Origin of the sequence: Acinetobacter sp. A3, from assembly GCF_012371415.1 — a bacterium.
Lineage (GTDB): Bacteria > Pseudomonadota > Gammaproteobacteria > Pseudomonadales > Moraxellaceae > Acinetobacter.
On the sequence record NZ_JAAZQW010000027.1, the window covers coordinates 1 to 23,637 of the forward strand.

Here is a 23,637-nt window from a genome sequence, read left to right on the forward strand (position 1 = left end):
ATTTTGTGTGTAGGCTTCTTCATTTGAAAATTATATCGCTGAAAAAGCCTTTACAGATAGGTTTGTGCAACAAAGCCGTTTTAAACCATCACGACGCTGTAATAGGTGATAAACCCGTTCAAATGCAGTTTGCCATTCTGGCTCAAGGTCTAAAACCAAGGCAGGTTCATCGAGTTGTACATAATCCACACCACGTGCTTTTAGTTCATCAAACAATGCAGCATAAATAGGCAGTAATGCATCTATAAATTGCAAAGTGGCTTGATTTGCGGCAACTTCACGCTGCATTATATTACATTCACACGTATGCTGTTTTGTTTCTAGCGTTTCATAGGTATCGACAATGCGTGATAAGTACAAAAACGTTAGCAAGCCGGGTACAACAACTTTTAGTGGTTTATTAAAGGCTTTTGCGCGTTCCACTTGTGTAAATAAGTCGGAAAAATCAGCTTTAAATTCCTGAGCTGAATTTAATTCAGGTACAAGATAATGGTAGTTGGTGTCGAACCATTTGGTCATTTCCAGCGCTGCAACATCACTACAGTTTGGTGCACGACCACGTGCTAAATAAAATTGTTGATCGACTTGATTCAGTTTTGCTGCATCTTTAAAACGTGCTGGAATGATACCTAAACGTACAGCATGTGTGAGAACGCTGTCATAAAGTACAAAGTCACCCACTGTAAGTATAGAAATCCCTGCATCTACCTGTGCTTGCCAGTTAGCGGCTTCAACCGCTTGAGCTTCAGCTAGAAAGTCAACTTGTTGAATTTCACCTTTCCAATAGGATTCTTCTGCAAATTTGAGTTCACGTTTTGCCCCAATACGTGGGTAGCCTAAAATATGTGTGGTTAATGTCATGATAATTCCAAGGGAGATTGAGCTGATTATGTTGTAAATATCATCAAATAAAAAATAAGATGAAACAAACTCATTATTTTCGTGTTAAAATTAATTAAATTCATTTTTTTGTGTTTGCATTTAAGCTTTGTGAAATGATCTGCTACAGATTAAATCTCAATAAAAGCATCGAACAAATACATCAGCAGTTTTAAAAATTAGGAACAAGCAATGCTTGAAATTCGTCACTTAAAAACTTTGGCAGCCCTGCGTGAGCATGGTTCTTTGGTTGCTGCCGCCAATGATTTGTGTCTGACCCCATCAGCAATTTCTCACCAGTTAAAAGAATTAGATCATTGGTATGGGGTAGAAGTGGTGAACCGCCGTAGCCGCCCTGTGACTTTTTCTAATGTGGGGCAGCGATTATTAAAATTGGCCGATGATGTCTTGCCGCAAATTCAGATTACCCAAACCGACATTACCCGCATTGTGCATGGTCAAACGGGGCGAATTATTTTTTCTTCGGAATGTCATAGCTGTTTTGATTGGTTGATGCCGCTACTAAATCAGTATCGACAACAATATCCTGATGTAGATTTGGATTTCGCTTCAGGTTTTGAAGCTAATCCTCATGAATTGCTGCAAACGGCAGAGTTTGATTTGTTGATTACCGCAGACCCGATTGCACTCAAAGGTATCGAATATTTTCCAATTTTTGAATATGAATCACGTTTGGTATTGTCCAATACTCATCCTTTGGTACGTGCAGAGCGTATTACCGTGCAGGAATTGGCTGAAGAAACGTTAATTACCTATCCTGTAGATAAACACCGCTTGGATATTATGTCTAAGCTGTTTATTCCTGCCAATATTCAGCCCAAAGCCATTCGTACTACAGATCTAACCCAAATGTTAATTCAGCTTGTGGCCAGTGGTCGCGGTATTGGTGCTTTGCCTGACTGGGTGGTGAATGAATATGAACAAAAAGGCTGGGTGACTTCACGTCGTTTAGATTGTGTTGCTGCAGGCGGGTTACGCCGTACTTTGTATGCAGGTTATCGGAGCGAAGAAAAAGAAAAGAGTTATTTTGAAGGTTTTTTAAAGCAGCTCGAAAAATTTTCACAAAAGCGGACACAGTATTATTCAAGCTGAGCACGCTATAAAAGATAGTGCAGACTTATTGTTAAAAGCATTAAGCTGATTCAAATATTCTCTAAAGCCAACGGAATGTTCTTGCTAAGCTTGCCTTGCAAATATTAAGGGAGAGCGTGGTGAGTTCGGTGCGTTGGCTGACAAAGGATTTGTGGATTGTGGCAGCGGGTTTTATGGCCGCAATGCATATTGGCAAATTGCCGCCCACTGTTCCTGTGCTACAGGCTGAACTTGGGATTAGTTTGGTTCAGGCAGGCTTTTTACTGTCTTTGGTACAAGCTGCAGGCATGAGTTTTGCCTTACTGTTGGGCAGTTATACTGCAAAAATTGGATTGAAGCGTTGCGTATTATTAGGTCTGACTTTACTGGGTAGCGCCAGTTTTATAGGTGGTTTTGTTCAAGACTATTCAGCCTTATTAATACTGCGTGTCATTGAAGGTTTTGGCTTCTTACTGGTCACTTTGAGTGGTCCTGCAATGATTCGTCAATTGGTTGCTATAGAACAACTGCCTGCCAAAATGGGACTTTGGAGCGCCTATATGGGTGGTGGTATGGGCATTGGCTTATTGACCACACCTTTTTTATTGGATGTGTTGGATTGGCAAGGCGTGTGGATGTGCTTTGCATTGTTATCCTTTATCCTTGCAATCATCATTTATAAAGTCGTGCCGAGTGTGCAGATCGGCACGCAAACGATCGCCATATTTGACCTGATCAAAGCGACTTTAACTCATCCACCTGCATGGATACTGGCTTTGGTTTTTGGTGTATATGCTGGGCAGTGGTTCAGTTTGGTGGGTTTCTTACCCACGATTTATCAGCAATATCAAATTTCATTACAAACTGCAGGCATACTCACGGCAATGGTGGCAATAGCCAATGCAGTGGGGACATTTGTGTGTGGAATTTTATTGCAACGTGGTTTTAGAGCGTTGGTTTTGATGCAACTCGGCTTTGTTGTACTTATACTGTGCGCGCTGAGTTTTTACATATTACGTGAAGCTTTACCCTTTGCTGTACAGTTTTTACTGGTACTCAATTTTTCTTTATTTGGCGGTTTGGTTGCCGCGGTAGTATTTGCACAAGTGATGCATTTTGCCCCTCAACCTGTTGCAATTAGTACAACCATAGGTTTGGTGCTGCAATGTTCAGCAAGTTCTCAATTTTTGTTGCCACCTGTGGTGGCGGCTATCGTTTCTGCCACAGGAACATGGTTTTGGGTCGGTATTTTAATGGCAGTCTTATCTGCTATAGGGATGCTGTTAACCGCTATCTTATTTCGTAAAACTGCATGAATTTGGAAGGTTTTCATTTCCAATGCGTGATCTAAATTAAGTTCAAGAATAGCCAATAAATAAAGTTAAAATTCCTGCGGCAATCAATGGGCCGACAGGAACACCACGTAACACTGCAACACCTACCACAGTGCCGATCAACAAGCCTGCTACGACATTGGGCTGATTGGTCATTAGTTTCACACCACGCCCACCTAACCATGCAACAAAAACACCAATCGCAATAGCAAGTAACGATTTCCAACTAAGAAAAGATTTTAAAATTGCATCACCAGAAATTTTGCCACTGGCAATGGGTGTCAGTACACCAATGGTCAGAATAATAATGCCAATATTTAAACCGTGCTGCTGCAATAGTGGGAAAAACTCACTCAGAGGTGTAATTCTGAACACAATCAATATACCTGCAGCAATGGTTACTGCGGAGTTTTGACTGAAAATACCGCAGGCCAGCAGCACGATCAGTACCATTAAGTTAAGGTCTAATTGGGAGAGCATGATGATCAATACAATAGAAAACTGGAAAAGTGTCATTATTGTAACGGCTTTTAGCCATGAATGGGCAGAGCGCACGAACTGATCAGAAATTGTTGTGTATTTGGTTTAGAATAGCGGGCAACAGTTATTTTTAAATGTTTATGCACGGAAAGGTCGTTATGTTGCTGGAAAAAATGCTGCAATCACAAGGTTTTGGTTCACGTAAACATTGTCAGCAACTTATTAAAAATGGTGCAGTAAGTATTCAGAATGAAATTCAGACCAACCCTAAATTTGCTATCCAGATAAAACCAGATACTGCTTTGCAGTTTAGCGTGTACGGACAAAACTATCAGTACCGTGAACAGGTATATATTGCCTTACATAAACCACAGGGTTATGAGTGTTCGCATCAGGCGACGCATCACTTTAGCGTATTTGACTTGTTTGATGATGTATTGCTGAACCGTGGGCTACAATGTGTAGGACGTTTAGATCAAGATACTACAGGTCTGTTGCTGCTGACTGATGATGGACAATTTTTACAGGCGTTGACCCATCCTAAAAAGCATGTGGCAAAAGTGTATTCAATGCATACAGCAGACCCAATAAGTGCTGCACAAATACAGCAACTAGAGCAGGGTGTAGCATTGCGTAATGAAACAGGGCTATTTGCTGCAACAGAAGTACAGCAACTTGCTGAATGTGAATTGCAAATGACCATTCATCAGGGGGTATATCATCAGGTCAAACGTATGTTGGCGGCAGTCGGCAATAAGGTGGAACAATTGCACCGCCAGCAGGTAGGTGCATTAAATCTGAATGATTTGGCCATAGATGTCGGTGAATGGGTCTATTTAAGCCGCGAACAAATCCAGTTAGCGAAAACACGTATTGAATAAAGCACGAATAAAACTACTGATGCAAAGCTAGTAAGGTGCACTACTATTTTAAAAAGCAGTGATAGGTTTGAAACTCATCATCTTTGACAAAACCCATCTTTTCATACAATTGATGCGATTGGTAATTACTTTTCTGTGTTTCAAGGCTAATGCGTAGTGCATTTTCATGTCGTGCAAATAAAATAGCGGTATCAATTAGCTGTTTGGCCGAGCCTTGTCGTCTAAAAACTGGGGTGACATAGACGTCATCTAAAATATAGTAAGTTGAACAGGCAACAGATGAAAAACCTAAATAAAGTAGTACAAATCCAGTAATTTTATGGTCTTTGATATGTATGAAAATCACACTTTCCTGATTTTTAAAACGCTGTTTTAGGAAGGTTGCAGAAAGGCTTAAATTTGAGGAAGCGCCATAAAATTGACGATACTCATCAAACAATACCGCAAGTTGTTCTAAATCTTCTAAAGTGGCACGTCTTACAATCATATTGGTACTCCATGCTTTTTTATTATCCTTGCATGAAGCATAGCTAAGTTTTTAAAGCTATTTTTTAAAATTTTGTTTAAAAATGCAACACTGTTAATTTTTGTCAGTTTCACCCAAAATGGCATTCAACTCATCAAACAGATCTAAATGCTCATCATCTAGCTCAAATTCTTCGGTTTGAGCGGTAGGCATTGCGCTTGTATCTGGGGTTGCAGATGGCTCTGTAAGGTCTGCTTTTTGCTCTTGTTTTAATTTACGTAACTTAATCAATTGCTCCAAATTAATATTCTGATTTTCAATTGAAAAGGGGATTGATTTTGTTAGTACCACTTGCTTAAAGAATAGGCGTACTGCTTGCGCAGGTGTAATCCCGAGTTGTTTAAACACAGCAAAAGCTTGTTTTTTCTCTTGAGAGTCCAAGCGTACTTGATAGACTTCAGTTTTTCTCATAATTTTTAATGGAATAAAAAGATTTAAATTTTAGCGTTATTGTAAACAATTGGAGTGTAATTTCAATATGACTACAGATAAAATACGCTATTTTGTAATGACAAACATATTACAATGTCAATTCTTGTACTGCACTAAATTGTAATTGCTGTTGGCTGATCGGGTCAAAAAATGCTAAATGCTTGGCCAGTAATTGTAATGGCTGAGAAAAATCATCATTTTTTTTATGCTGCAAAATAGGATAAAAAGGGTCATTTTTAATTGGGATGCCTAAATGATTTAAATGTACTCGCAATTGGTGTTGTTTACCTGTGGTGGGATGCAGTTCGTATTTTCCCCATGTCTGATTATGTTCAAGTAAATGAATATCTGTTTCGCTATTTGCAGTGCCTGACACCACTTGCATCAAATAAAAAGGTTCGCCTTTTTCCATGCGTAATTGCACTTTACATGGCAGTGTTAAATTCGCTCGATAAGGCGCAATTGCATGATAAATTTTTTGCACCTGACGTTCTGCAAATAATTGTTGATATACCGCACGAGTTTCAGGCTGTTTGGAAAACAGCACCACACCTGCAGTTTCACGGTCTAAGCGATGAATAGGGGTGAGTTGTTCATTTTGCGTTTGTTTTTTCAGCCTTACCAATAAGGTTTCTTGTACATATTGCCCAGTGGGGCTCATGGTTAAAAAGTGAGGTTTATCGACCACCAGTAAATGTTCATTTTCAAACAAAATTTGATGCTGAAAAGGCACAGTAACTTCATGTGCTAAAAATCGATAATAAAAAATATCCTGATGTGCGAGGTAAGGTGCATCTACATTTAGACGATTGCCTTGATTGTCATAAACCAGACCATCTACAAAGCGTTGTTGCCATTCCTGCGCAGAAATATGCGCAAATTGAGTTGTTAAATAATCAAAAACAGAGCTAGGGTTGTTGTCTAATTTGGGTAAATGCAATTTGCTGGCGCTCACACCATCTAACATAGGCGGAATAAAAGGGCTGAGGTGAGTCGACTTCATCTGCGAATTGCTCGTATGAGGTGAAAATAATTTACATTTGATTAAATACAAATAGCCTAAGCAAATTCGGGTATTCAATTGCGTCAGATCAGACAATCTAGCTGTATAAATATGCAATATATTGTCCACATTTACACAGTTTTATACATCAGTACATAGGCTTTAAAGCAGTGCGATGCTATCATAATTGGTCTTTTGAATCATGTCGTGAGCGCTATGCAGTATTCATTTAATTTGGCTTTAAATAATGAGCAAGATACCCAAAATCTGGCACAGGTTTTGGCTACGCATTTTCGTTCTGGTGTGATTTATTTGATCGGCGATTTAGGTGCAGGAAAAACCACCTTATCGCGCTATTTTTTGCAGCATTTGGGGCATCAGGGTGCAGTTAAAAGCCCGACTTACACATTGGTAGAGCCGTACCAAATTCAAGGACAAGATATTTTTCATTTTGATTTATATCGCTTAAACGACCCATACGAATTGGAGTTGATGGGTATTCGTGATTATTTAGAAACTCCAAATGCCTTATTTTTGTTTGAATGGCCTTCTAAAGGTGGCGATGAAATTCCAGCTGCCGACCTCATTATTGATATTAAAAAATCAGAAGATGAATTAAGCCGTTTTGCAACACTGAGTTCATCTTCGGCTGAGTTACAACAAGCTTTGGAGCAACAGTTTAATCATGCCTAATGATGCGTTAAATCTACGTCGTATTCATACGCTTGAACCTGCATTAGCCAACCAAATTGCTGCAGGGGAAGTGATTGAGCGGCCTGCGTCTGTAGTCAAAGAATTATTAGAAAATGCGATTGATGCAGGTGCAACTGAGCTGATTATTCGTGTGGCACAAGGCGGCAGTACACTGATTGAAATTATTGACAATGGTCGTGGGATTCATGCCGAAGACCTACCTTTGGCGGTCACTCGTCACGCAACCAGTAAAATTCAGACAGCTGATGATTTACATGCCATTGTCAGTTTAGGCTTTCGTGGTGAGGCCTTGGCTTCAATTGCAGCGGTATCTCGTTTGACTTTAGTCAGTAGTCAAACGGAAGATGGTGTGGGTTATCAAGTTGAAGTGAATGGTACGGCCTTTGATCATCAAGACATTCAGGCTGTTGCTGCTCCCAAAGGTACACATATTCGAGTACAGGATTTATTTTTTAATGTTCCTGCACGGCGTAAATTCCTAAAAAAAGCGGGTACGGAATTTGGGCATATTGAAGAAATTGTACGCCGTTTAGCGCTCACGCATTTTGATATTCGTTTTGTTTTAGAACACAACGACAGCATCAAGCTGAATTTACCCATTGCCGACAGTGGCGAATTGCGTTTTCAGCGCGTGCAGCAACTTTTAGGGCGTAACTTTGTTGAAAATGCCTATTGGATAGATGCTGACAGTGTCACTATGCGCTTATCGGGCTGGTTGGGTCATCCTTCCGATGCACGCTCGCAAGCCGACCTGCAATATGTATATGTAAATGGACGTATTGTTAAAGATAAGACCATTTCCCATGCTTTACGCATGGCTTATGATGGTATTTTGCATGGGCATCAACATGCGGCATATTTACTGTTTTTAGAAGTTGAACCTGAAAATATTGATGTCAATGTGCATCCAACTAAGCACGAAATCCGCTTTTTAAATCAGCGTGAAGTGCATGAGTTTGTACGGCATTATGCCAAAGAAACCTTGGCACAATTTCAAACTGCAACAGCTGATCTTGCGACGGCAATGAAAGCCGACTCAGTAGAGCAAGCAGTACCTTATGTCGTACAGCCACGTTACCAAGAACAATTTCAGCTGCACAAATCTGTGCAGACCAACCCTTTGAATCCGTATGAACAAAGGGGAGATGCAGATCAGGTATCCAATACAGCATCGGGTAGTGATCTTCTTACCGAGTTTGATCGTAGCCATCCGCAAACTGTGCAATACGGCCAAGCGATGCAAGGCAGTTATCAAGGCTCGAAACAACTGAATAATGCCTTAAAAAGCTATCTCGCACCTTTACGTGATGTCGACTCTCAAGATTCAACTAGCGTAGTGTATGTATCGACGACAGCTGTAGATGAACACCCGCTTGGAATTGCGATTGCACAATTGCACGGTATTTATATTCTGGCGCAAAACAGCGAAGGTTTGATTATTGTCGATATGCATGCCGCACATGAACGTATCGTTTTACAGCAGATGAAAGCTGCGTGGGATAAACCAGAGTTTTGGACTTCGCAGCAATTGCTCATTCCCAAAGTCATCAGCATTAGTCGTATGCAGGCCATGCGTGTAGATGATTTAAAACCACAATTGGCACGTTTAGGTTTGGATGTTGACCAATATGGCGATGAGCAAGTCATTGTGCGCGGTGTGCCAGCCATTTTGCATAAAGCAGATTTTGCAGAGTTGATTCCTGAATTACTGAATGATTTAGACCCAAATGATGAAGCGCAGGCATTACTGCAAAAACGTGATCATATTTTGGCGGGTATGGCGTGTCATAGCGCGGTGCGTGCACATCGGATGCTGAGTCTTTCTGAAATGAATGCCTTGTTACGTCAAATGGAACAAACTGAATTTGCCAGCCAATGTAATCATGGTCGTCCAACATGGCGTGCTTTTCCATTGGCTCAATTAGATAAACTTTTTGCTCGAGGAGAGTAGTGTTACATGTCAAAACAATTGCCGGTCATCAATTTAATGGGACCAACTGCAAGTGGTAAAACTGCTTTGGCATGTGAACTCTATGAATTAGGTCATTTTGAGCTAATTTCAGTCGATTCTGCGCTGGTTTATCGAGATATGGACATTGGTACAGCCAAACCAACTAAAGTGGAACAGGCGCGTTATCCGCATCATTTGATTGATATTATTAGCCCGCTTGAAGTTTATTCTGCTGCGCAGTTTGTGGAAGATGCCTGCGCCTTAATTGATGATATGCACGCACGTGGCAAAACCCCAATTTTAGTGGGTGGAACTATGCTGTATTTTAAAGCTTTGCTTGAAGGACTATCTTCCAATTTACCCAGTGCCAATTACGACGTCCGTGCAGAAATTGAAGATAAAGCTGCACGCGAAGGTTGGGAAGCGGTCTATGCAGAGTTATGTGCAGTAGATGCACTGGCGGGTGAAAAATTTAAGGTGTCAGATAAACAACGTATTATTCGTGCACTAGAAGTTTATAAATTAACAGGAACGCCAATTACCCAGCTTCAGGCAGAACAACCCAAAAATGTACCATATCGTTACACTTTTCATAACCACGCTTTGATGCCTGATCGGGTAGAATTACATCAGCGTATTCAAAAACGCTTAGAGATTATGTGGGAAATGGGTTTTTTGAATGAGGTGCGACATCTTATTGAAAATTACGATTTAGATGCTAATTTACCATCTATGCGTTCAGTTGGCTATCGTCAAGCTTTAGAGTTTTTGCAAAACGGTGATGAAAGTCGCGAAAAAATGCAGGAAATGGAGGATAAGGCGCTATTCGCGACACGACAACTCGCGAAACGTCAATATACTTGGCTCAGATCGTTGCAAGAATCGCATAAATTTCACACATATTTTACGATAAAGCAGGCTCAAGAAGACTTGCGAAACTGTTACGGATAAAGCAGAATTTACCTACTGTCTTTTTTATAATTTTTAATTGAAAAATAGAGATAGTTTTTGCGCTGATTTTTAATTATTTTTGGAGTTATAACATGTCTAAAGGTCAAACTTTACAAGATCCGTTCTTGAATTCTCTCCGTAAAGAACGTATTCCTGTTTCTATCTTCCTTGTGAACGGTATTAAGCTACAAGGCCATATTGAATCTTTTGACCAATATGTTGTTTTATTAAAAAATACAGTAAGCCAAATGGTTTACAAACATGCAATTTCTACAGTTGTTCCTGCACGTAATCCACGTCCTGCTGGTGCACCTGCTGGTGGTCAAGGCGCAGGCTTTGGCGGTCAAGGCGGTGGCTTCGGTGGTCAAGGTGGTGGCTTTGGTGGTCAAGGCGGCTTCGGTGGTCAAGGTGGCGGCTTTGGCGGTCAAGGCGGCTTCGGTGGTCAAGGTAGCGGTTTCGGTAGTCAAGGTGGCTTTGGTGGTCAAGGCGGCGGCTTTGGTGGTCAAGGTGGCTTCGGTGGTCAAGGTGGCTTCGGTGGCGGTCAAGCAACAGGCGGTTTTGACAACGATTCTAAATTTGAAGAATCTTCAGAAGACGATAACAACCATTAATTGATCTTCTTAAAAAAACCTCTCGAAATGAGAGGTTTTTTTATGTCTATGGTTTTTATCAAAGTCATATTTGAGTAGTAAATAAGATGCGGTGCACATGTTAGAAAAGCATAAAAAAACCAGTGTAGCAACACTGGTTTTAATCTTAGAAATAGCAGAAAACTTAAGCTTAGTTTTTCTTGCGGTCTAAGCTTGGGTCTTTAATTTCTACAAAAGCATTGTTGCGCGTTTCACGTAACCAGCTATCCAATTCAGTATCAAACTGGCGTTCACCTAGTATTTGACGTGCCATACGTTCTTGGTATTCACGAGTCATATCTTGCTGGCGTGTATCGGTCACTTGCAGTACATGCCAACCAAACTGGGTTTGGAATGGTGCGCTAATTTCACCTTTTGCAGTGTTTTTCATTTGATTTTCAAATTCTGGCACCATCACGCCAGGATTCACCCAGCCTAGACTACCGCCATCACGTGCAGAGCCAGCATCATTAGAGAAAGTCGAAGCTAAGGTTGCAAAGTCTTCACCCGCTTTTAAACGGTTGTGAATACTGTCAATCATGTGTTTCGCATTTTCAGGGCTTACTACTTCACTTGGCTGAATCAAGATATGTCGAGTTTGGTATTGTGGAACTAGTGCACGTTGCTCAGTACTTTTGCGTTCCAGTAATTTTACGACATGAATACCATCACGGACTTCAATCAATTCACTGGTTTGCCCCACATCTAATGGCGTAATACGTGCAGCAAGTTCTGCAGGAATATCGGTCAAGTTACGTAAGCCCATGTCTGCAGACTGAACAGTTATGCCGTTGCCTGTATATTTTTTACTGATGGCTTGAATGTCATTGTTCTGCGCCAGTTCAGCTTTGACTTGTTGCGCAACCTGAGCTGCATTTTCTTTTCCTGAAACACGCACATGCAAAATATGGACTTGGTTGCCTAAAGCGGCCTGACCTTGTGGGGTTTTCAGAAAGTTATCAACGTCTTGATCGCTAATTTGAATACGTGACATCACCACTTGCTGACGCAAACGATTCATGGCCAAATCTTCTGCAATACGATTACGTAAAAATGCATAACTGCCAGGAGATGATTTATCTAACTTTTGCTGAAAAGCCTCTAAGCTATTGCTTCCATTTTGCTGTGCAACTTTTAACACAGCTTCATTCAGGGATTTTTCATCAGCTTTAATGTTATAGCGTTTTACTTGTTCTAATTGAGCCTGACGTACAATTAATTGCTCTAAGGCTTGTTGTTCTAAAATTTGTTGAGGTGGAACAGGGCGCTTTTGCATTTCAAGCTGTTGCTTAAGTTCAACCACGCTTTGCGCTAAATCACTTTTTAAAATGACACTATTGTCAACTACAGCCACAATTTGATCATTCGCAGCGGCAAATGCAGGCAGGCTAACAGCCATGCTCAGTGCCAAGGTAGATGCTTTTAAAAATCGTTTTAACTGTACTGTCTTCATTAACGTTGTGTCCAAGATTGATTAATTTTATTAAAACCTAAAATACGGTTTTCAAGCAAAGAAGCAAGTTTATTATTGAAACTGCCTAAACCTTTTAAATTTAGCTCTGCCATAATGGCACGTTTTGGTTTAACACCTGCATCTGTCACATCGTCCAAGTCGTTATAGTAAGAGCGACCATAGACTGAAATACCCCAGCAGCATGATTCGTAATTTACACCCAGTAAATACTCACGTGCCACACTGTTATCTAAGTCATATTGTGCGTGACCTAAAATACGCCAGTTGTTGTGAATGGGTTGAATGAATGATGCAACCACTTGATCATAATGGTCTTGGCGGTTTGGAATATAACGACGGTTAATATAGCCAAAGTTATATAAGTTACCCTGATCGCCAGCGTAAAGCAGATTTACATTACGCTGAGCATTGTCGCCATTAGACATCCAAGCAGCATTGGCACCGATGCTGAGGTTTTGGCTTAATTGGCTGGTGAGGCTGACAATTGGACCTGTACGGCTTTGCGTATCAAAATCATCGCTGGTATTTTCTAGTGTGACACGGCGGTCTTCAAAATAGAAACTTTGACCAATGCCTGCCTTAATACGTTCCAAACCAATTTCATCAAACAGGCTGTAGCTTAAGCCTAAAGATAAGAAATTATTATCTTCTAAACGGTCATGACCATAGAAACGGTTTGGACTGAACAGCTGGTCATAATTAATAGAAGCGGTTACAGAGTCAAAGTTCGGGTGGTCGTTTTGATTGCGGTACGGTGCATAGGCATAGAACGCACGCGGGGTGATGGTTTGCAAGAAGCGACCATCTTTTTCAAAGGTAATCCCTGTATCTAAAGTGAATTGCGGAACAGTAACCGACTCACTTTTACTTGAAGATTTATACGTATCTGTACTTAGGGTCTCTTTGTCATAGAAGGTGTTGATGTTACGTAACGATACTTCAGGAATTACAAATGACCACGGGTTGCGGTAGTTGTAACGCACAGCAAAGTCATTATAAATACGCGTACCACTTGGTTCCCCATCTTGCGCAGCTAGATCTTTTTTGAAGTAAGCTGTGTCGTTATTAAATTCGACTTGGAAGCCTTGAGGATTGCCCGTTTTATAGTTCAATAAAAATTGTGGTAGGCGTGCATAAGGGCGATCCACAGATGGAATCGTCTTATCCAGGGTTTGGAAATCTTCAACTTTGAGCTGTGCTTTTAAACCCGGTATGCCGTTACGATAATTCAACTCCCAAGCACGACGTAAATTTAGGTCGGTTTTAGAGTTCGGGTTGTTATTTAAATCGGCAAAGTAGTCTTTGTCCGATGCATAGTTATATTCTAAGTTGGTTGAAAATTGTTCGTTGATTTGCCAGCCGTGTAAAAAATGTAAGTCTTTACGGTCTTGGTCATCATATTTGGCATCCGATGCTAAATAACCGCCCCAAATTTTACCTGAACCAAAATTTTCAGTTAAATAACGGAATTCACCTTCTAGCATCGCGCCACGATCTGCAATATAACGTGGGCTAACGGTAGCATCAAAATTCGGTGCAAGGTTTAAATACACAGGCACAGATAGCTCGACACCACCATCATTGGTAAAGCCAAAACTAGGCGTCAAAATACCTGTGGTACGGCGGTCGTCAATCGGAAAGTTAAAATAAGGCACAGCCATGACCGGTACATTTTTTACATATAGTTTTGTACCGCGTGTTTCACCGCGTCCAGTTTCCTGATTGAGCTTAATTTCGTTGGCTTGAATTTTCCAGGTTGGCGCTTGCTCGGGCGGGCAGGTGCTGTAGGTGGCGTTATTGAGTACCATGGTATTGGTTGAGGTACGTGCAATTTTTTCTGCCATGCCATGAGCATGCTGTTCTTCAGCAATATAAAAACTGTTATTTAAATCGCCTTGCTGAGTTTTAAGGTTGTAGTTAATTTCATCACTTTGCGCAAGTAAACCAGCTTGTGCCATTTGAACACGACCTTCGGCTTTGGCAAAGGTCTGAGTTTGATCAATGGTAATTTTATCGGCACGAATTTGACGACCTTCTTGGTCAATCACCACGTTGCCTTCTAAGACTGAATCACCATTTGGGTCATAGTGCCCATAATCGGCAGTCACTGTAGAAGTGGCATTTGCAGCATCTACCGCAACAGTACCTGAGCTGATCGGCGTTAGCCACGCACCCTCACAATAGGCAGAACTTTGGCTGTGACCAAATTGTTGTTGTGCTTCAGGTGCAGCTTTATCAACATAATATTGCTCAAAGAACTGCTGCCCAGGATAAGCTTCCTGAATGGTGTGCTTAAGCTGCTGGTTATTGAGATTTGTGACAGATGAAGTCTGATCTGTGGTCTGCGCATAGCTGGAAACAGAGTGACCACATAACAGAGTTAAGACCGCAGTCGCTAAAGGATTAAATTTAAACTGATGCTTCATTTATCTCATCAACCAAGAGTGCTTAATCGCAATTAATTATTGTCGCATCATAGAGAAAAAGCGCAGAAGTAGCTACACTTAGCACTTTAAAAACTCAGCCTGTATTAGAATTTATTGCAAATGAATACACAACGCGAACAATTGATACAAACATGGATAACATCTGTACTTGGTTCAGATCAATTTGAAACTCATTTTTTAGCAGGCGATGCAAGTTTTCGTCGTTACGCACGAATCAAGTTGAATAATAAAACATTTATGCTCATGGATGCACCACCAGAAAAAGAAGATTGTGGTCCTTTTGTGTCGATTGATGAATTTTTTGCTGCCCATGGCGTGCGCGTGCCAAAAATTGTAGCCAAAGACCTGACACAAGGCTTTTTGTTGCTTGAGGATTTTGGTGATGTCTTGTTATCCACCTTGCTGAATGATCAGACTGTAGATGACTACTATGCGCAGTGCTTTAAGCAGTTAATTCAATTACAAGATATTGATGGCACTGCACATTTCCCTGAGTATTCCTATGACAAACTCATCAGTGAAATGGAATTGCTCACCGATTGGTTATTGCCTGCCTTACAGATTCAGCCAAGCGCAGAAGAAAGTGCCTTAATTAAACGTACTTTTGCTATTTTAGCCAATGCAGCTGTGGCACAGCCGCAAGTGATTGTGCATCGTGATTTTCATAGTCGTAACTTAATGAAAGTAGGCGATGACACGGAACTTGGTGTGATTGATTTTCAGGATGCGGTCATTGGTGCAGATACATACGATTTAATTTCGATTACCCGTGATGCTTATGTGCAGTGGAATGCTGAGCATGTGTATCGTTGGTTTAAAATGTTCTATGACTTGTTGCCAGAAGTATCTAAGCAAGACCGTGATTTTGAACAATTTAAAAAAGATGCCGATATGGTGGCGATTCAGCGTCATATCAAAATTTTAGGTATTTTTGTGCGTTTATTTGAGCGTGATGGTAAATCGGGTTATCTCAAGGATTTACCGCGCGTAATGTGGTATTTACTTGAAGAAAGTAAACCTTATCCAGAATTACAACCATTTATGCACTTTATTCACACGACAGTAATGCCAAAATTTACTGCTAAATATGGTCAGTATGAGGTGGTTGCCTAAATGAAAGCCATGATTCTTGCCGCAGGAATGGGCAATCGTATGCGTCCTTTAACACTGCATACGCCTAAACCTTTATTGGAAGTCGGTGGAAAACCTCTAATTGTGTGGCACATCGAAAAATTACAAAAGATGGGTGTGCAGGAAATTGTCATCAATACGGCATGGTTGGGTGAAAAACTCGCAGATGCTTTGGGTGATGGTTCGCAATTTGGTGTAAAAATTTTGTGGTCGCATGAAGGTGAAGGCTTGGAAACCGCAGGCGGAATCATTAATGCGTTGCCATTATTAGGCAATGCGCCTTTTATATTGGTGAATGGTGATGTTTGGACCACGATGGATTTCGCACCTTTGTTGAATGTACAACTGCAGGATGCTTTGGCACATTTGGTTTTAGTTGAAAACCCTGTGCAGCATCCACAAGGTGATTTTACCTTGTCTGAAAATAAGGCTTATACCTTTGAACAAGCACAGTCAGGTGAAAATCTGACTTACAGTGGGGTCGCGGTGATGCATCCACAAATGTTTGTTGGCTTAGAATCGGGCAAGCGTCCACTAGCACCATTATTGAAACAAGCCATGCAGCAAGAAAAAATTTCTGCACAGAAATTGCAGGGCGTTTGGGTGGATGTTGGCACTCCTGAGCGATTAAATGCACTGGATCAACAAATTCAGCAGGGTGTGTACGCTTAAGTGCATATTCACTAAGCATTCGCCCCTATGACTGCAACTATAAATCGGTATACTTCCATTAACTTTTTCGAGATGTGAATTGTGATGCATTCGTTTTTTCAGGAACTCAAGCAAGGTAGTCAGGCTTTAGGTTTAGAGCTCAGTGATGAGGCTTTAAATTTATTACTCAAATACCAAGATGCTTTGGTGCTATGGAACAAAGCGTACAATCTGACCGCAATTCGTGATCCGAAAGAAATGCTAGTGAAGCACTTGCTAGACAGCTTAAGTATTTTAAAAGATTTGCCTGTCGGTCGTTTGCTGGATATTGGTACAGGTGGTGGTATGCCAGGCATGATCATTGCCTTATGTCAGCCTGAACGTGATTGCGTGTTATTAGATTCTAATGGTAAAAAAATCCGTTTTTTAAAGCAGTTTATTGCTGATTTAAAACTGAAAAATGTAGTTGCCGTACAAACTCGTGTTGAAAATGAAGATAGCATTCGTGAGCTAGGTCAGTTTGATGTAATTACCAGTCGTGCTTTTGCATCTTTAACTGACTTTGTTGCAGCATCTAAACCATTTATGCATGAACAAAGTATTATTGCCTCTATGAAAGGTTTGGTTCCTGCCGATGAAGTGAAAGCATTGAAAGATGAGTTTAGCTGTGAAATTATCGAGCTCAAAGTTCCACGTTTAGACGAACAGCGTCATTTACTTTTATTAAAACGTATTTAATTTTTCAAAGGACTGGGGTGATCATGGCACAAATTATTGCGATTGCGAACCAAAAAGGTGGTGTAGGCAAAACCACAACCGCAGTAAATTTGGCAGCATCATTGGCTGTTTTGAAAAAGCGCGTTTTATTGGTCGATATGGACTCGCAAGGCAATGCCACCATGGGGTCGGGTATTCAAAAAAATGATTTGCTCTATTCTGTGACCGATGTGTTGTTGGGTGAAGTACCTATTGAAACAGCAATTACAAAAGCAGAAGTTGGCTATAAAGTGCTGGGTGCCAATCGTGATTTGGCAGGGGTTGAACTGGTCATTGCCGAGCAAGAAGGACGTGAATTTATTTTACGCAATGCTTTGCAGGAAGTTGAAAAAGATTTTGATTATATTATTGTCGACTGTGCGCCAAGTTTAAGCTTAATTACGGTGAATGCTTTGGCTGCTGTGCAGAGTGTGATGATTCCAATGCAGTGTGAGTACTATGCTTTGGAAGGTTTAGCCGATTTGACCCAAACCATTGACCGTATTCAGCAAGCCTTAAATCCTGATTTGGAAATTATTGGTGTGCTACGCACCATGTATGATGCACGTAATGCCTTAACTCGTGATGTATCAGAAGAATTGTCACATTATTTTGGCAAAAAATTATACGATACCGTAATTCCACGCAATGTGCGTTTGGCAGAAGCCCCAGCTCATGGCCTGCCTGTCATTTATTTTGAAAAAAGCTCTAAGGGGGCGGTTGCCTACCTAAATTTAGCAGCTGAAATGTTGAAAAAAAGCAAAGTGAAAAAAGGAAGTAAAGCATGACCACAAAAAAACGCGGATTAGCCAAAGGTCGTGGTTTGGATGCCTTGTTAGGATCGATCCAAAAAGAAAAATTACAACTCGAAGTACAAGCCTTAGATCATGGTCAGCTAAAACAGGTAGATGTTAATTTATTAAAGCGTGGTGAATACCAACCACGTCGTTTTATTCATGAGCAAGATTTGCAGGAGCTGGCCGCATCCATTGAAAAACATGGTGTGATGCAACCGATTGTGATTCGTCCAATTGACGATGAACAGCACCCTTATGAAATTATTGCAGGTGAACGTCGCTGGCGTGCAGCGCAATTGGCAGGTTTAACCGAAATTCCAGCAATTGTGCGTGACCTGACCGATCAGGTGGCAATTGCTTTGGCGTTAATTGAAAATATTCAGCGTCAAGATTTAAACCCAATTGATCAGGCACTTGCATTACAGCGTTTTCATGATGAGTTTGGTTTAAGTCATCAGGAAATTGCAGAAACAGTGGGTAAAGCACGTACTACAGTCAGTAATTTATTACGTTTATTGACTTTGACCGATGCAGTAAAAGATTTGATGCAGCAAGGTTTGCTGGATATGGGGCATGCACGTGCGATTTTAACTTTAAAAGCCAAAGATCAGCTCAAAGTTGCACAGCATGTGATTGAAAAGAATTTATCGGTACGACAAACAGAGCAATTGGTGCGTGATTTCAATGCACCAAAACAAGAAAAACCTAAAACTGTAGTTGCTCCCGATATTCAACAACTCACACAGCGTTTGTCTGAGCGCTTTAGTGCAGATGTAAAAATTGATTATAACAAGCAGGGCAAAGGCAAATTGGTCATCAGCTATCACTCTCTGGAAGAGCTGGATGGCATTTTAAATATTTGCCTGTCCGATTAATTTTAATTCGTATTTATTGGGGAAAAACGAATGTGGGAATTAGTAAAAGCAGGTGGTTGGCTTATGCTGCCGTTGGTGTTGTGCTCGGTATTTACCGTTGCCATCACCATTGAGCGTTTTATGCGTTTAAAGCGTGCTGGAGTGTTGCCAAATGCACTGTTATTAAACCGTGGACAGAGTTTGTCTACAGTGTTGCAACAGTTAAACCAAAATGAAAGCTTAAAAAACAGTACCCTAGGTCGTATTTTTGTTGCGGGAGCGCGTAACCAACAACAATCAGAACAATATGCACGTGCACAAATGGAAGCGACTGCATCACAAGAAATTGGGTATTTAGAAAAAAATATTAATTTTTTAGGGACACTCAGTGCTGTTGCGCCATTATTGGGTTTGTTAGGTACAGTGCTTGGAATTATTGAATCATTTTTAGTGATTGATGTGGGTGCAAGCAATCCCACACTCATGATTCCAGGGATTTCTAAAGCTTTGATTACTACTGCGGCGGGGATGTTAATTGCAATTCCTGCGTTATTTGCCTATCGTTATTTTCAGCGTTTGGTGCAAGAGTATGTTGCGGAATTAGAGCAGCAATCGACCTTATTTCATGCAGGACTTTTTCATCAAAAACCACTTACTCAGGCTGAACCTGAGTTGAATGCGCAAGATGTGAAGAAAGTTAGCTAGGGTGAAGATATGAAATTCAAACGCTCGCAAGTCGAAGATATTCATATTAACTTGACCCCAATGATTGACTGTTTATTGTTTATCTTGGTGTTTTTATTGCTTTCGACCACATTTAACCAGTTTAGCCGTATGAATTTAACCTTGCCTGAAGCGCAGGGTGTTCCACCAAAATCCTATGAACATAAAATTGAAGTGGTGGTCGACTCTACAGGGCATTACTCTGTGAATGGTCAGGCACTTTCTACTAAAGAAGTGGCAGACTTAAACACAGCAATTAAACAAATTTCGCAAGATCGTCGTGATTTAATGTTTATTATTGCTGCAGATGCCAAAGCAAGCCATCAGGATGTGATTCGGGTGATGGATGTCGCAGGACAACTTGGTTTCGTCAACATCAATATCAGTACGAAAGTCCCAACTCGAGGTTATTAGTGAAGAAGGATTTACAGGTCTACCGCCGTCTTCTGAGATATTTGCTCCCTTTTTGGGGTTTGGCTATTCTGGTCATTGTTGGTTTTGCCATCAATGCAGCCACAGAAGTTTCAGTGGCAAAACTCTTAGAGAAAATTATTAACGCCATTCAGGAGCGAGACCAGTCGTTTACGACACTTTTTCCACTTTTAGTTGTTGCTTTAATGTTTTTCCGCGGTTTAGGCACCTTTATTGGAGGATACTTTACCGCGGTGATTTCACGTAATTTGGTTTTTAATATTCGTCAGGAAGTTTTTGCAAAACTACTTCGTCTGCCTGCACAGTATTATCTGGACAATACCAGTGGTCACATTACGGCCAAAATTATGTATAACGTAGAGCAGTTGACCGCTGCTTCTACGGAGTCCCTGCGTACTTTGGTACAGCAGGGTTTAATTACTTTGGGTTTGTTGGGATATTTGCTGTACACCAACTGGCGTTTGACCTTATGTATTTTGGTGTTTGGCCCATTAATTGGTTTGCTGATTCGTAAAGCAGCAAAACGTATGCGCCGTTTGTCTATTCAGGTACAAGACACCATGGGTGATGTAAACCACGTGGTGCAAGAAACTGTAAATGGTAATTTAGTGGTGAAAGGCTTTGGTGGCCAAAGCTATGAACAAACCCGTTTTAAAGAAAATTCTTTAGAAAATTTACGTCGTGGTCTAAAGATGGTGGCTGTGCAACAATTGAACAGCCCAGTCGTACAGTTTATTATGTCGATTGCGTTGGCCATTATTATTTGGATTGCATTACGACCTGAAATTTTGCGTGATATTTCAGCAGGCGAGTTTGTGGCATATATCACTGCGGCAGGTATGCTCAGTAAACCAATTAAAGCCTTGACCGATATTAATGAAAAATTACAGCGTGGTTTGGCTGCAGCACATTCAGTATTTGAACTGCTAGATATGCCTGAAGAAGATAATCAGGGCACGCTCACGCCAAACCTAAAGGGCAACCTACAGTTTAAGAATGTCAATTTGGTGTACTCAGATGGTCATCATGCTATTCATGACTTTAATCTAGATGTCAAAGCAGGTGAAACGGTCGCTTTAGTGGGGCGTTCTGGTGCAGGCAAGACTTCATTGGTCAATCTGTTGGTGCGTTTTCAGGAAGCATCCTCAGGGCAAATTTTATTTGATCAGCAAGATATTCGTGATATTGAGTTAAATAGCCTACGCTCACAAATCGCCATGGTTAATCAGCAAGTGGTGTTGTTTAACCGCACGGTACGAGAAAATATTGCCTATGGTCAGCTTGAAGGTGCTAGTGATGATGCCATTATTGCTGCAGCCAAAGCCGCCTATGCACATGATTTTATTATGGCTTTACCACAAGGCTATGACACACCATTGGGTGCGCAAGGATTGAATTTGTCAGGTGGTCAACGACAACGTATCGCCATTGCTCGTGCTATTTTAAAAAATGCGCCCATTTTAATTCTAGATGAAGCTACCAGTGCTTTAGATAATGAATCTGAATATTTTATTCAGCGCGCATTTGATGCGGCCATGCTAAACCGTACGACCATTGTTATTGCACACCGTTTATCTACCATTGAAAATGCTGATCGTATTGTGGTGATGGATCAGGGACGAATTCTAGAGCAAGGTACACATCAAGAGCTTATGACGCGAAAAGGTGCATACTTTCAGTTGCATCAACGTAATTTTGAGGAACATTAACTCATGTCTTTGGCACAATTCATTCAGGACGCTTGGCATAAACAAGCCAAATGGCTGGTTGTGCTTAGACCGTTGTCGATGTTGTATCGTGGCGTGAGTTTATTGAATCAAAATTTATATCGTTCAGGTATTAAAAAGGCTTATACCGCGCCCGTACCAGTCATGGTGATTGGTAACATTACTGTTGGTGGTAGTGGTAAAACCCCTTTACTGATTCACTTGGTGAAATATCTGCAAAGTCTAAATGTACGTGTTGGCGTGATCAGTCGGGGCTATGGCGGCAAAGGTCCATTTCCAGCCTATGTGGGTATTGATGCCGATGTTGAAGCAGTAGGCGATGAGCCAACCTTGATTGTGCAATCAACAGGTGTGCCGATGGCTGTAGGGCCAAATCGTCAAAAAAGTATTGAGCTACTGCTTGAACAGCATGATTTAGACTTGATTATCGGTGATGATGGCTTGCAGCATTTGGCTTTAAACCGTCAACTGGAATGGATTGTTTTAGATAATAACCGCGGTTTAGGTAACGAGAAAATTTTGCCTGAAGGTTATTTGCGAGAACCAAAATCGCGTTTGGATGATGCCACCGTGATTGAACATGCAGCACAACCGCACTCGAACTTAAATATGCATCTCGCTGTGGCGACACCGTATTTGTTGCATCCTGAACAAGAACTAATTTTTGACCCGACCCAAAGTTTTTATGCGGTGGTTGGTATTGGCTTTCCTCAACGATTTTATAGAACTTTAGAGTCGATGGGGGTGACACAGTTTCAATGTCACGAATTTCCAGATCACCATGACTATGAAATTACCGATTTGCAGTTTGAAGACTCGCAACCGATCATTACCACAGAAAAAGATGCAGTGAAATTATTGGCATTGTTAAAGCAATATCCAGATTTTCAGCGTGAAATTTGGGTCGTGCCTGTAGAGGCCGTGTTGTCATCGGCCTGCTATGTCACCTTACATCAACAATTGAAACAATTAGGTTTAAACCTGCCTGAAGGAACATTATGAAGCACATTGTTATCCCTGCACGTTATGCCAGCTCACGTCTACCAGGCAAACCTTTGTTGGAAATTCATGGTCGTGCCATGATTTTACGTGTGGTCGATCAGGCTAAAAAAGTGGCAGGTTTTGATGACTTGTGTGTGGCGACCGATGATGCTCGTATTGCTGAGTTATGTCGTGCCGAAGGAGTTGATGTAGTGCTGACCTCGGCAGACCATCCCTCTGGTACAGACCGTTTAAGTGAAGTGGCACGTATAAAAGGTTGGGATGAAAACGATATTATTGTGAATGTGCAGGGTGATGAACCACTTTTACCTGCACAGTTGGTGAAACAAGTGGCACAGTTACTTGAAGATCAATCCGAGTGCTCTATGTCTACGCTGTGTGAGCCGATTCAGCAACTAGATGAATTCACTCGTGATAGCATTGTGAAAGTGGTGATGTCAAAGCACAATCAGGCTTTGTATTTTAGTCGTGCCACAATCCCTTATGACCGTGATGGTGCAAAAGCAGCGGAAGTGAAATTGCATGCACATGCCTATCGTCATTTAGGTTTATATGCTTACCGTGTAGCGTTGTTACAAGAATACGTGACTTGGGAAATGGGCACATTGGAAAAATTGGAAAGTTTAGAGCAGTTGCGTGTGTTGGAAAATGGCCATCGTATTGCTATTGCTGTAGCAGAAGCGAATTTACCACCTGGGGTGGATACGCAGGCAGACTTAGACCGATTAAATGCAATGGATATTGCCCATTTTGAATAAGTGAATTGCCCAC

General features: G+C 41.1%; 24 protein-coding genes. 17 read left to right on the plus strand and 7 right to left on the minus strand.

Annotated elements, in window-relative coordinates:
* Nucleotides 1–30: 30 nt before the first annotated feature.
* Complete coding sequence (locus HHA42_RS09375) at nt 31–861, minus strand: hypothetical protein (RefSeq protein ID WP_168419037.1); 831 nt, start codon at nt 859–861, stop codon at nt 31–33.
* Between the two features lie 210 nt (nt 862–1,071).
* Between HHA42_RS09375 and HHA42_RS09380 the strand changes: the two genes are divergently transcribed.
* A complete protein-coding gene (locus HHA42_RS09380) occupies nt 1,072–1,992 on the plus strand; it encodes a LysR family transcriptional regulator (protein WP_168419036.1) in 921 nt (306 codons plus the stop codon).
* A gap of 119 nt (nt 1,993–2,111) precedes the next feature.
* Complete coding sequence (locus HHA42_RS09385; RefSeq protein WP_323126718.1) at nt 2,112–3,287, plus strand: MFS transporter; 1,176 nt, start codon at nt 2,112–2,114, stop codon at nt 3,285–3,287.
* A gap of 42 nt (nt 3,288–3,329) precedes the next feature.
* Here HHA42_RS09385 and HHA42_RS09390 read toward each other — a convergent pair whose 3' ends face one another.
* Nucleotides 3,330–3,785: a DUF441 domain-containing protein gene (locus HHA42_RS09390; protein WP_168526285.1), complete on the minus strand. Its 456-nt coding sequence runs from the start codon at nt 3,783–3,785 to the stop codon at nt 3,330–3,332.
* A 158-nt stretch (nt 3,786–3,943) separates the two neighbouring features.
* Between HHA42_RS09390 and HHA42_RS09395 the strand changes: the two genes are divergently transcribed.
* Nucleotides 3,944–4,666 carry a 16S rRNA pseudouridine(516) synthase gene (locus tag HHA42_RS09395; protein ID WP_168526287.1) on the plus strand — a complete coding sequence of 241 codons (723 nt, stop codon included), beginning with the start codon at nt 3,944–3,946 and terminating at the stop codon, nt 4,664–4,666.
* A 43-nt stretch (nt 4,667–4,709) separates the two neighbouring features.
* On the opposite strand, the gene HHA42_RS09400 is transcribed toward HHA42_RS09395, so the two are convergent.
* From HHA42_RS09400 to HHA42_RS09410, 3 genes are all read right to left on the minus strand, one after another.
* Nucleotides 4,710–5,153, minus strand: coding sequence for a GNAT family N-acetyltransferase (locus HHA42_RS09400; protein WP_168526289.1), 444 nt, complete (start codon nt 5,151–5,153; stop codon nt 4,710–4,712).
* A 93-nt stretch (nt 5,154–5,246) separates the two neighbouring features.
* Nucleotides 5,247–5,603 (minus strand): type II toxin-antitoxin system RelB/DinJ family antitoxin, encoded by a 357-nt coding sequence (locus HHA42_RS09405; protein WP_168419033.1) that lies wholly within the window; start codon nt 5,601–5,603, stop codon nt 5,247–5,249.
* 109 nt (nt 5,604–5,712) lie between these two features.
* On the minus strand, nt 5,713–6,627 hold the full coding sequence (locus tag HHA42_RS09410; protein ID WP_168419032.1) for a pseudouridine synthase: 915 nt from the start codon (nt 6,625–6,627) through the stop codon (nt 5,713–5,715).
* A gap of 216 nt (nt 6,628–6,843) precedes the next feature.
* On the opposite strand from HHA42_RS09410, the gene tsaE reads away from it, so the two are divergent.
* From tsaE to hfq, 4 genes are all read left to right on the plus strand, one after another.
* A complete protein-coding gene (tsaE, locus tag HHA42_RS09415) occupies nt 6,844–7,320 on the plus strand; it encodes a tRNA (adenosine(37)-N6)-threonylcarbamoyltransferase complex ATPase subunit type 1 TsaE (protein WP_168419039.1) in 477 nt (158 codons plus the stop codon).
* A complete protein-coding gene (mutL, locus tag HHA42_RS09420) occupies nt 7,313–9,292 on the plus strand; it encodes a DNA mismatch repair endonuclease MutL (RefSeq protein ID WP_168526291.1) in 1,980 nt (659 codons plus the stop codon). Before tsaE ends, mutL begins: the two co-directional genes overlap by 8 nt.
* 6 nt (nt 9,293–9,298) lie before the next feature.
* On the plus strand, nt 9,299–10,243 hold the full coding sequence (gene miaA, locus HHA42_RS09425) for a tRNA (adenosine(37)-N6)-dimethylallyltransferase MiaA (RefSeq protein WP_168419030.1): 945 nt from the start codon (nt 9,299–9,301) through the stop codon (nt 10,241–10,243).
* A gap of 92 nt (nt 10,244–10,335) precedes the next feature.
* Entirely contained in the window at nt 10,336–10,854 is a 519-nt protein-coding gene (gene hfq / locus HHA42_RS09430) for an RNA chaperone Hfq (protein ID WP_168419029.1), read from the plus strand.
* Between the two features lie 169 nt (nt 10,855–11,023).
* Here the strand turns inward: hfq and HHA42_RS09435 are convergent, their stop codons facing one another.
* Together HHA42_RS09435 and HHA42_RS09440 are read right to left on the minus strand one after the other, a co-directional pair.
* Nucleotides 11,024–12,325 (minus strand): peptidylprolyl isomerase, encoded by a 1,302-nt coding sequence (locus HHA42_RS09435; RefSeq protein ID WP_168419028.1) that lies wholly within the window; start codon nt 12,323–12,325, stop codon nt 11,024–11,026.
* Nucleotides 12,325–14,772, minus strand: a complete 2,448-nt coding sequence (locus HHA42_RS09440) for an LPS-assembly protein LptD (protein WP_168526293.1) — start codon at nt 14,770–14,772, stop codon at nt 12,325–12,327. Before HHA42_RS09440 ends, HHA42_RS09435 begins: the two co-directional genes overlap by 1 nt.
* 120 nt (nt 14,773–14,892) lie before the next feature.
* On the opposite strand from HHA42_RS09440, the gene HHA42_RS09445 reads away from it, so the two are divergent.
* The 10 genes from HHA42_RS09445 to kdsB all read left to right on the plus strand — a co-directional run bounded on the left by HHA42_RS09445 (nt 14,893) and on the right by kdsB (nt 23,624).
* A complete protein-coding gene (locus HHA42_RS09445) occupies nt 14,893–15,906 on the plus strand; it encodes a phosphotransferase (RefSeq protein ID WP_168526295.1) in 1,014 nt (337 codons plus the stop codon).
* Nucleotides 15,907–16,596 (plus strand): N-acetylmuramate alpha-1-phosphate uridylyltransferase MurU, encoded by a 690-nt coding sequence (gene murU / locus HHA42_RS09450; protein ID WP_168419025.1) that lies wholly within the window; start codon nt 15,907–15,909, stop codon nt 16,594–16,596.
* A gap of 84 nt (nt 16,597–16,680) precedes the next feature.
* Nucleotides 16,681–17,313, plus strand: coding sequence for a 16S rRNA (guanine(527)-N(7))-methyltransferase RsmG (rsmG, locus tag HHA42_RS09455; protein WP_168419024.1), 633 nt, complete (start codon nt 16,681–16,683; stop codon nt 17,311–17,313).
* Between the two features lie 23 nt (nt 17,314–17,336).
* Nucleotides 17,337–18,119, plus strand: a complete 783-nt coding sequence (locus HHA42_RS09460) for a ParA family protein (RefSeq protein WP_168419023.1) — start codon at nt 17,337–17,339, stop codon at nt 18,117–18,119.
* Complete coding sequence (locus HHA42_RS09465) at nt 18,116–19,003, plus strand: ParB/RepB/Spo0J family partition protein (protein ID WP_168419022.1); 888 nt, start codon at nt 18,116–18,118, stop codon at nt 19,001–19,003. Before HHA42_RS09460 ends, HHA42_RS09465 begins: the two co-directional genes overlap by 4 nt.
* A 30-nt stretch (nt 19,004–19,033) precedes the next feature.
* A complete protein-coding gene (locus HHA42_RS09470) occupies nt 19,034–19,687 on the plus strand; it encodes a MotA/TolQ/ExbB proton channel family protein (protein WP_168419021.1) in 654 nt (217 codons plus the stop codon).
* Between the two features lie 9 nt (nt 19,688–19,696).
* Nucleotides 19,697–20,119 (plus strand): biopolymer transporter ExbD, encoded by a 423-nt coding sequence (locus tag HHA42_RS09475; RefSeq protein ID WP_168419020.1) that lies wholly within the window; start codon nt 19,697–19,699, stop codon nt 20,117–20,119.
* Nucleotides 20,119–21,846 carry a lipid A export permease/ATP-binding protein MsbA gene (gene msbA / locus HHA42_RS09480; RefSeq protein ID WP_168419019.1) on the plus strand — a complete coding sequence of 576 codons (1,728 nt, stop codon included), beginning with the start codon at nt 20,119–20,121 and terminating at the stop codon, nt 21,844–21,846. The genes HHA42_RS09475 and msbA overlap by 1 nt, the downstream gene beginning before the upstream one ends.
* 3 nt (nt 21,847–21,849) lie before the next feature.
* A complete protein-coding gene (lpxK, locus tag HHA42_RS09485) occupies nt 21,850–22,866 on the plus strand; it encodes a tetraacyldisaccharide 4'-kinase (RefSeq protein ID WP_168419018.1) in 1,017 nt (338 codons plus the stop codon).
* Complete coding sequence (gene kdsB / locus HHA42_RS09490; protein ID WP_168419017.1) at nt 22,863–23,624, plus strand: 3-deoxy-manno-octulosonate cytidylyltransferase; 762 nt, start codon at nt 22,863–22,865, stop codon at nt 23,622–23,624. Before lpxK ends, kdsB begins: the two co-directional genes overlap by 4 nt.
* Nucleotides 23,625–23,637 lie beyond the last annotated feature (13 nt).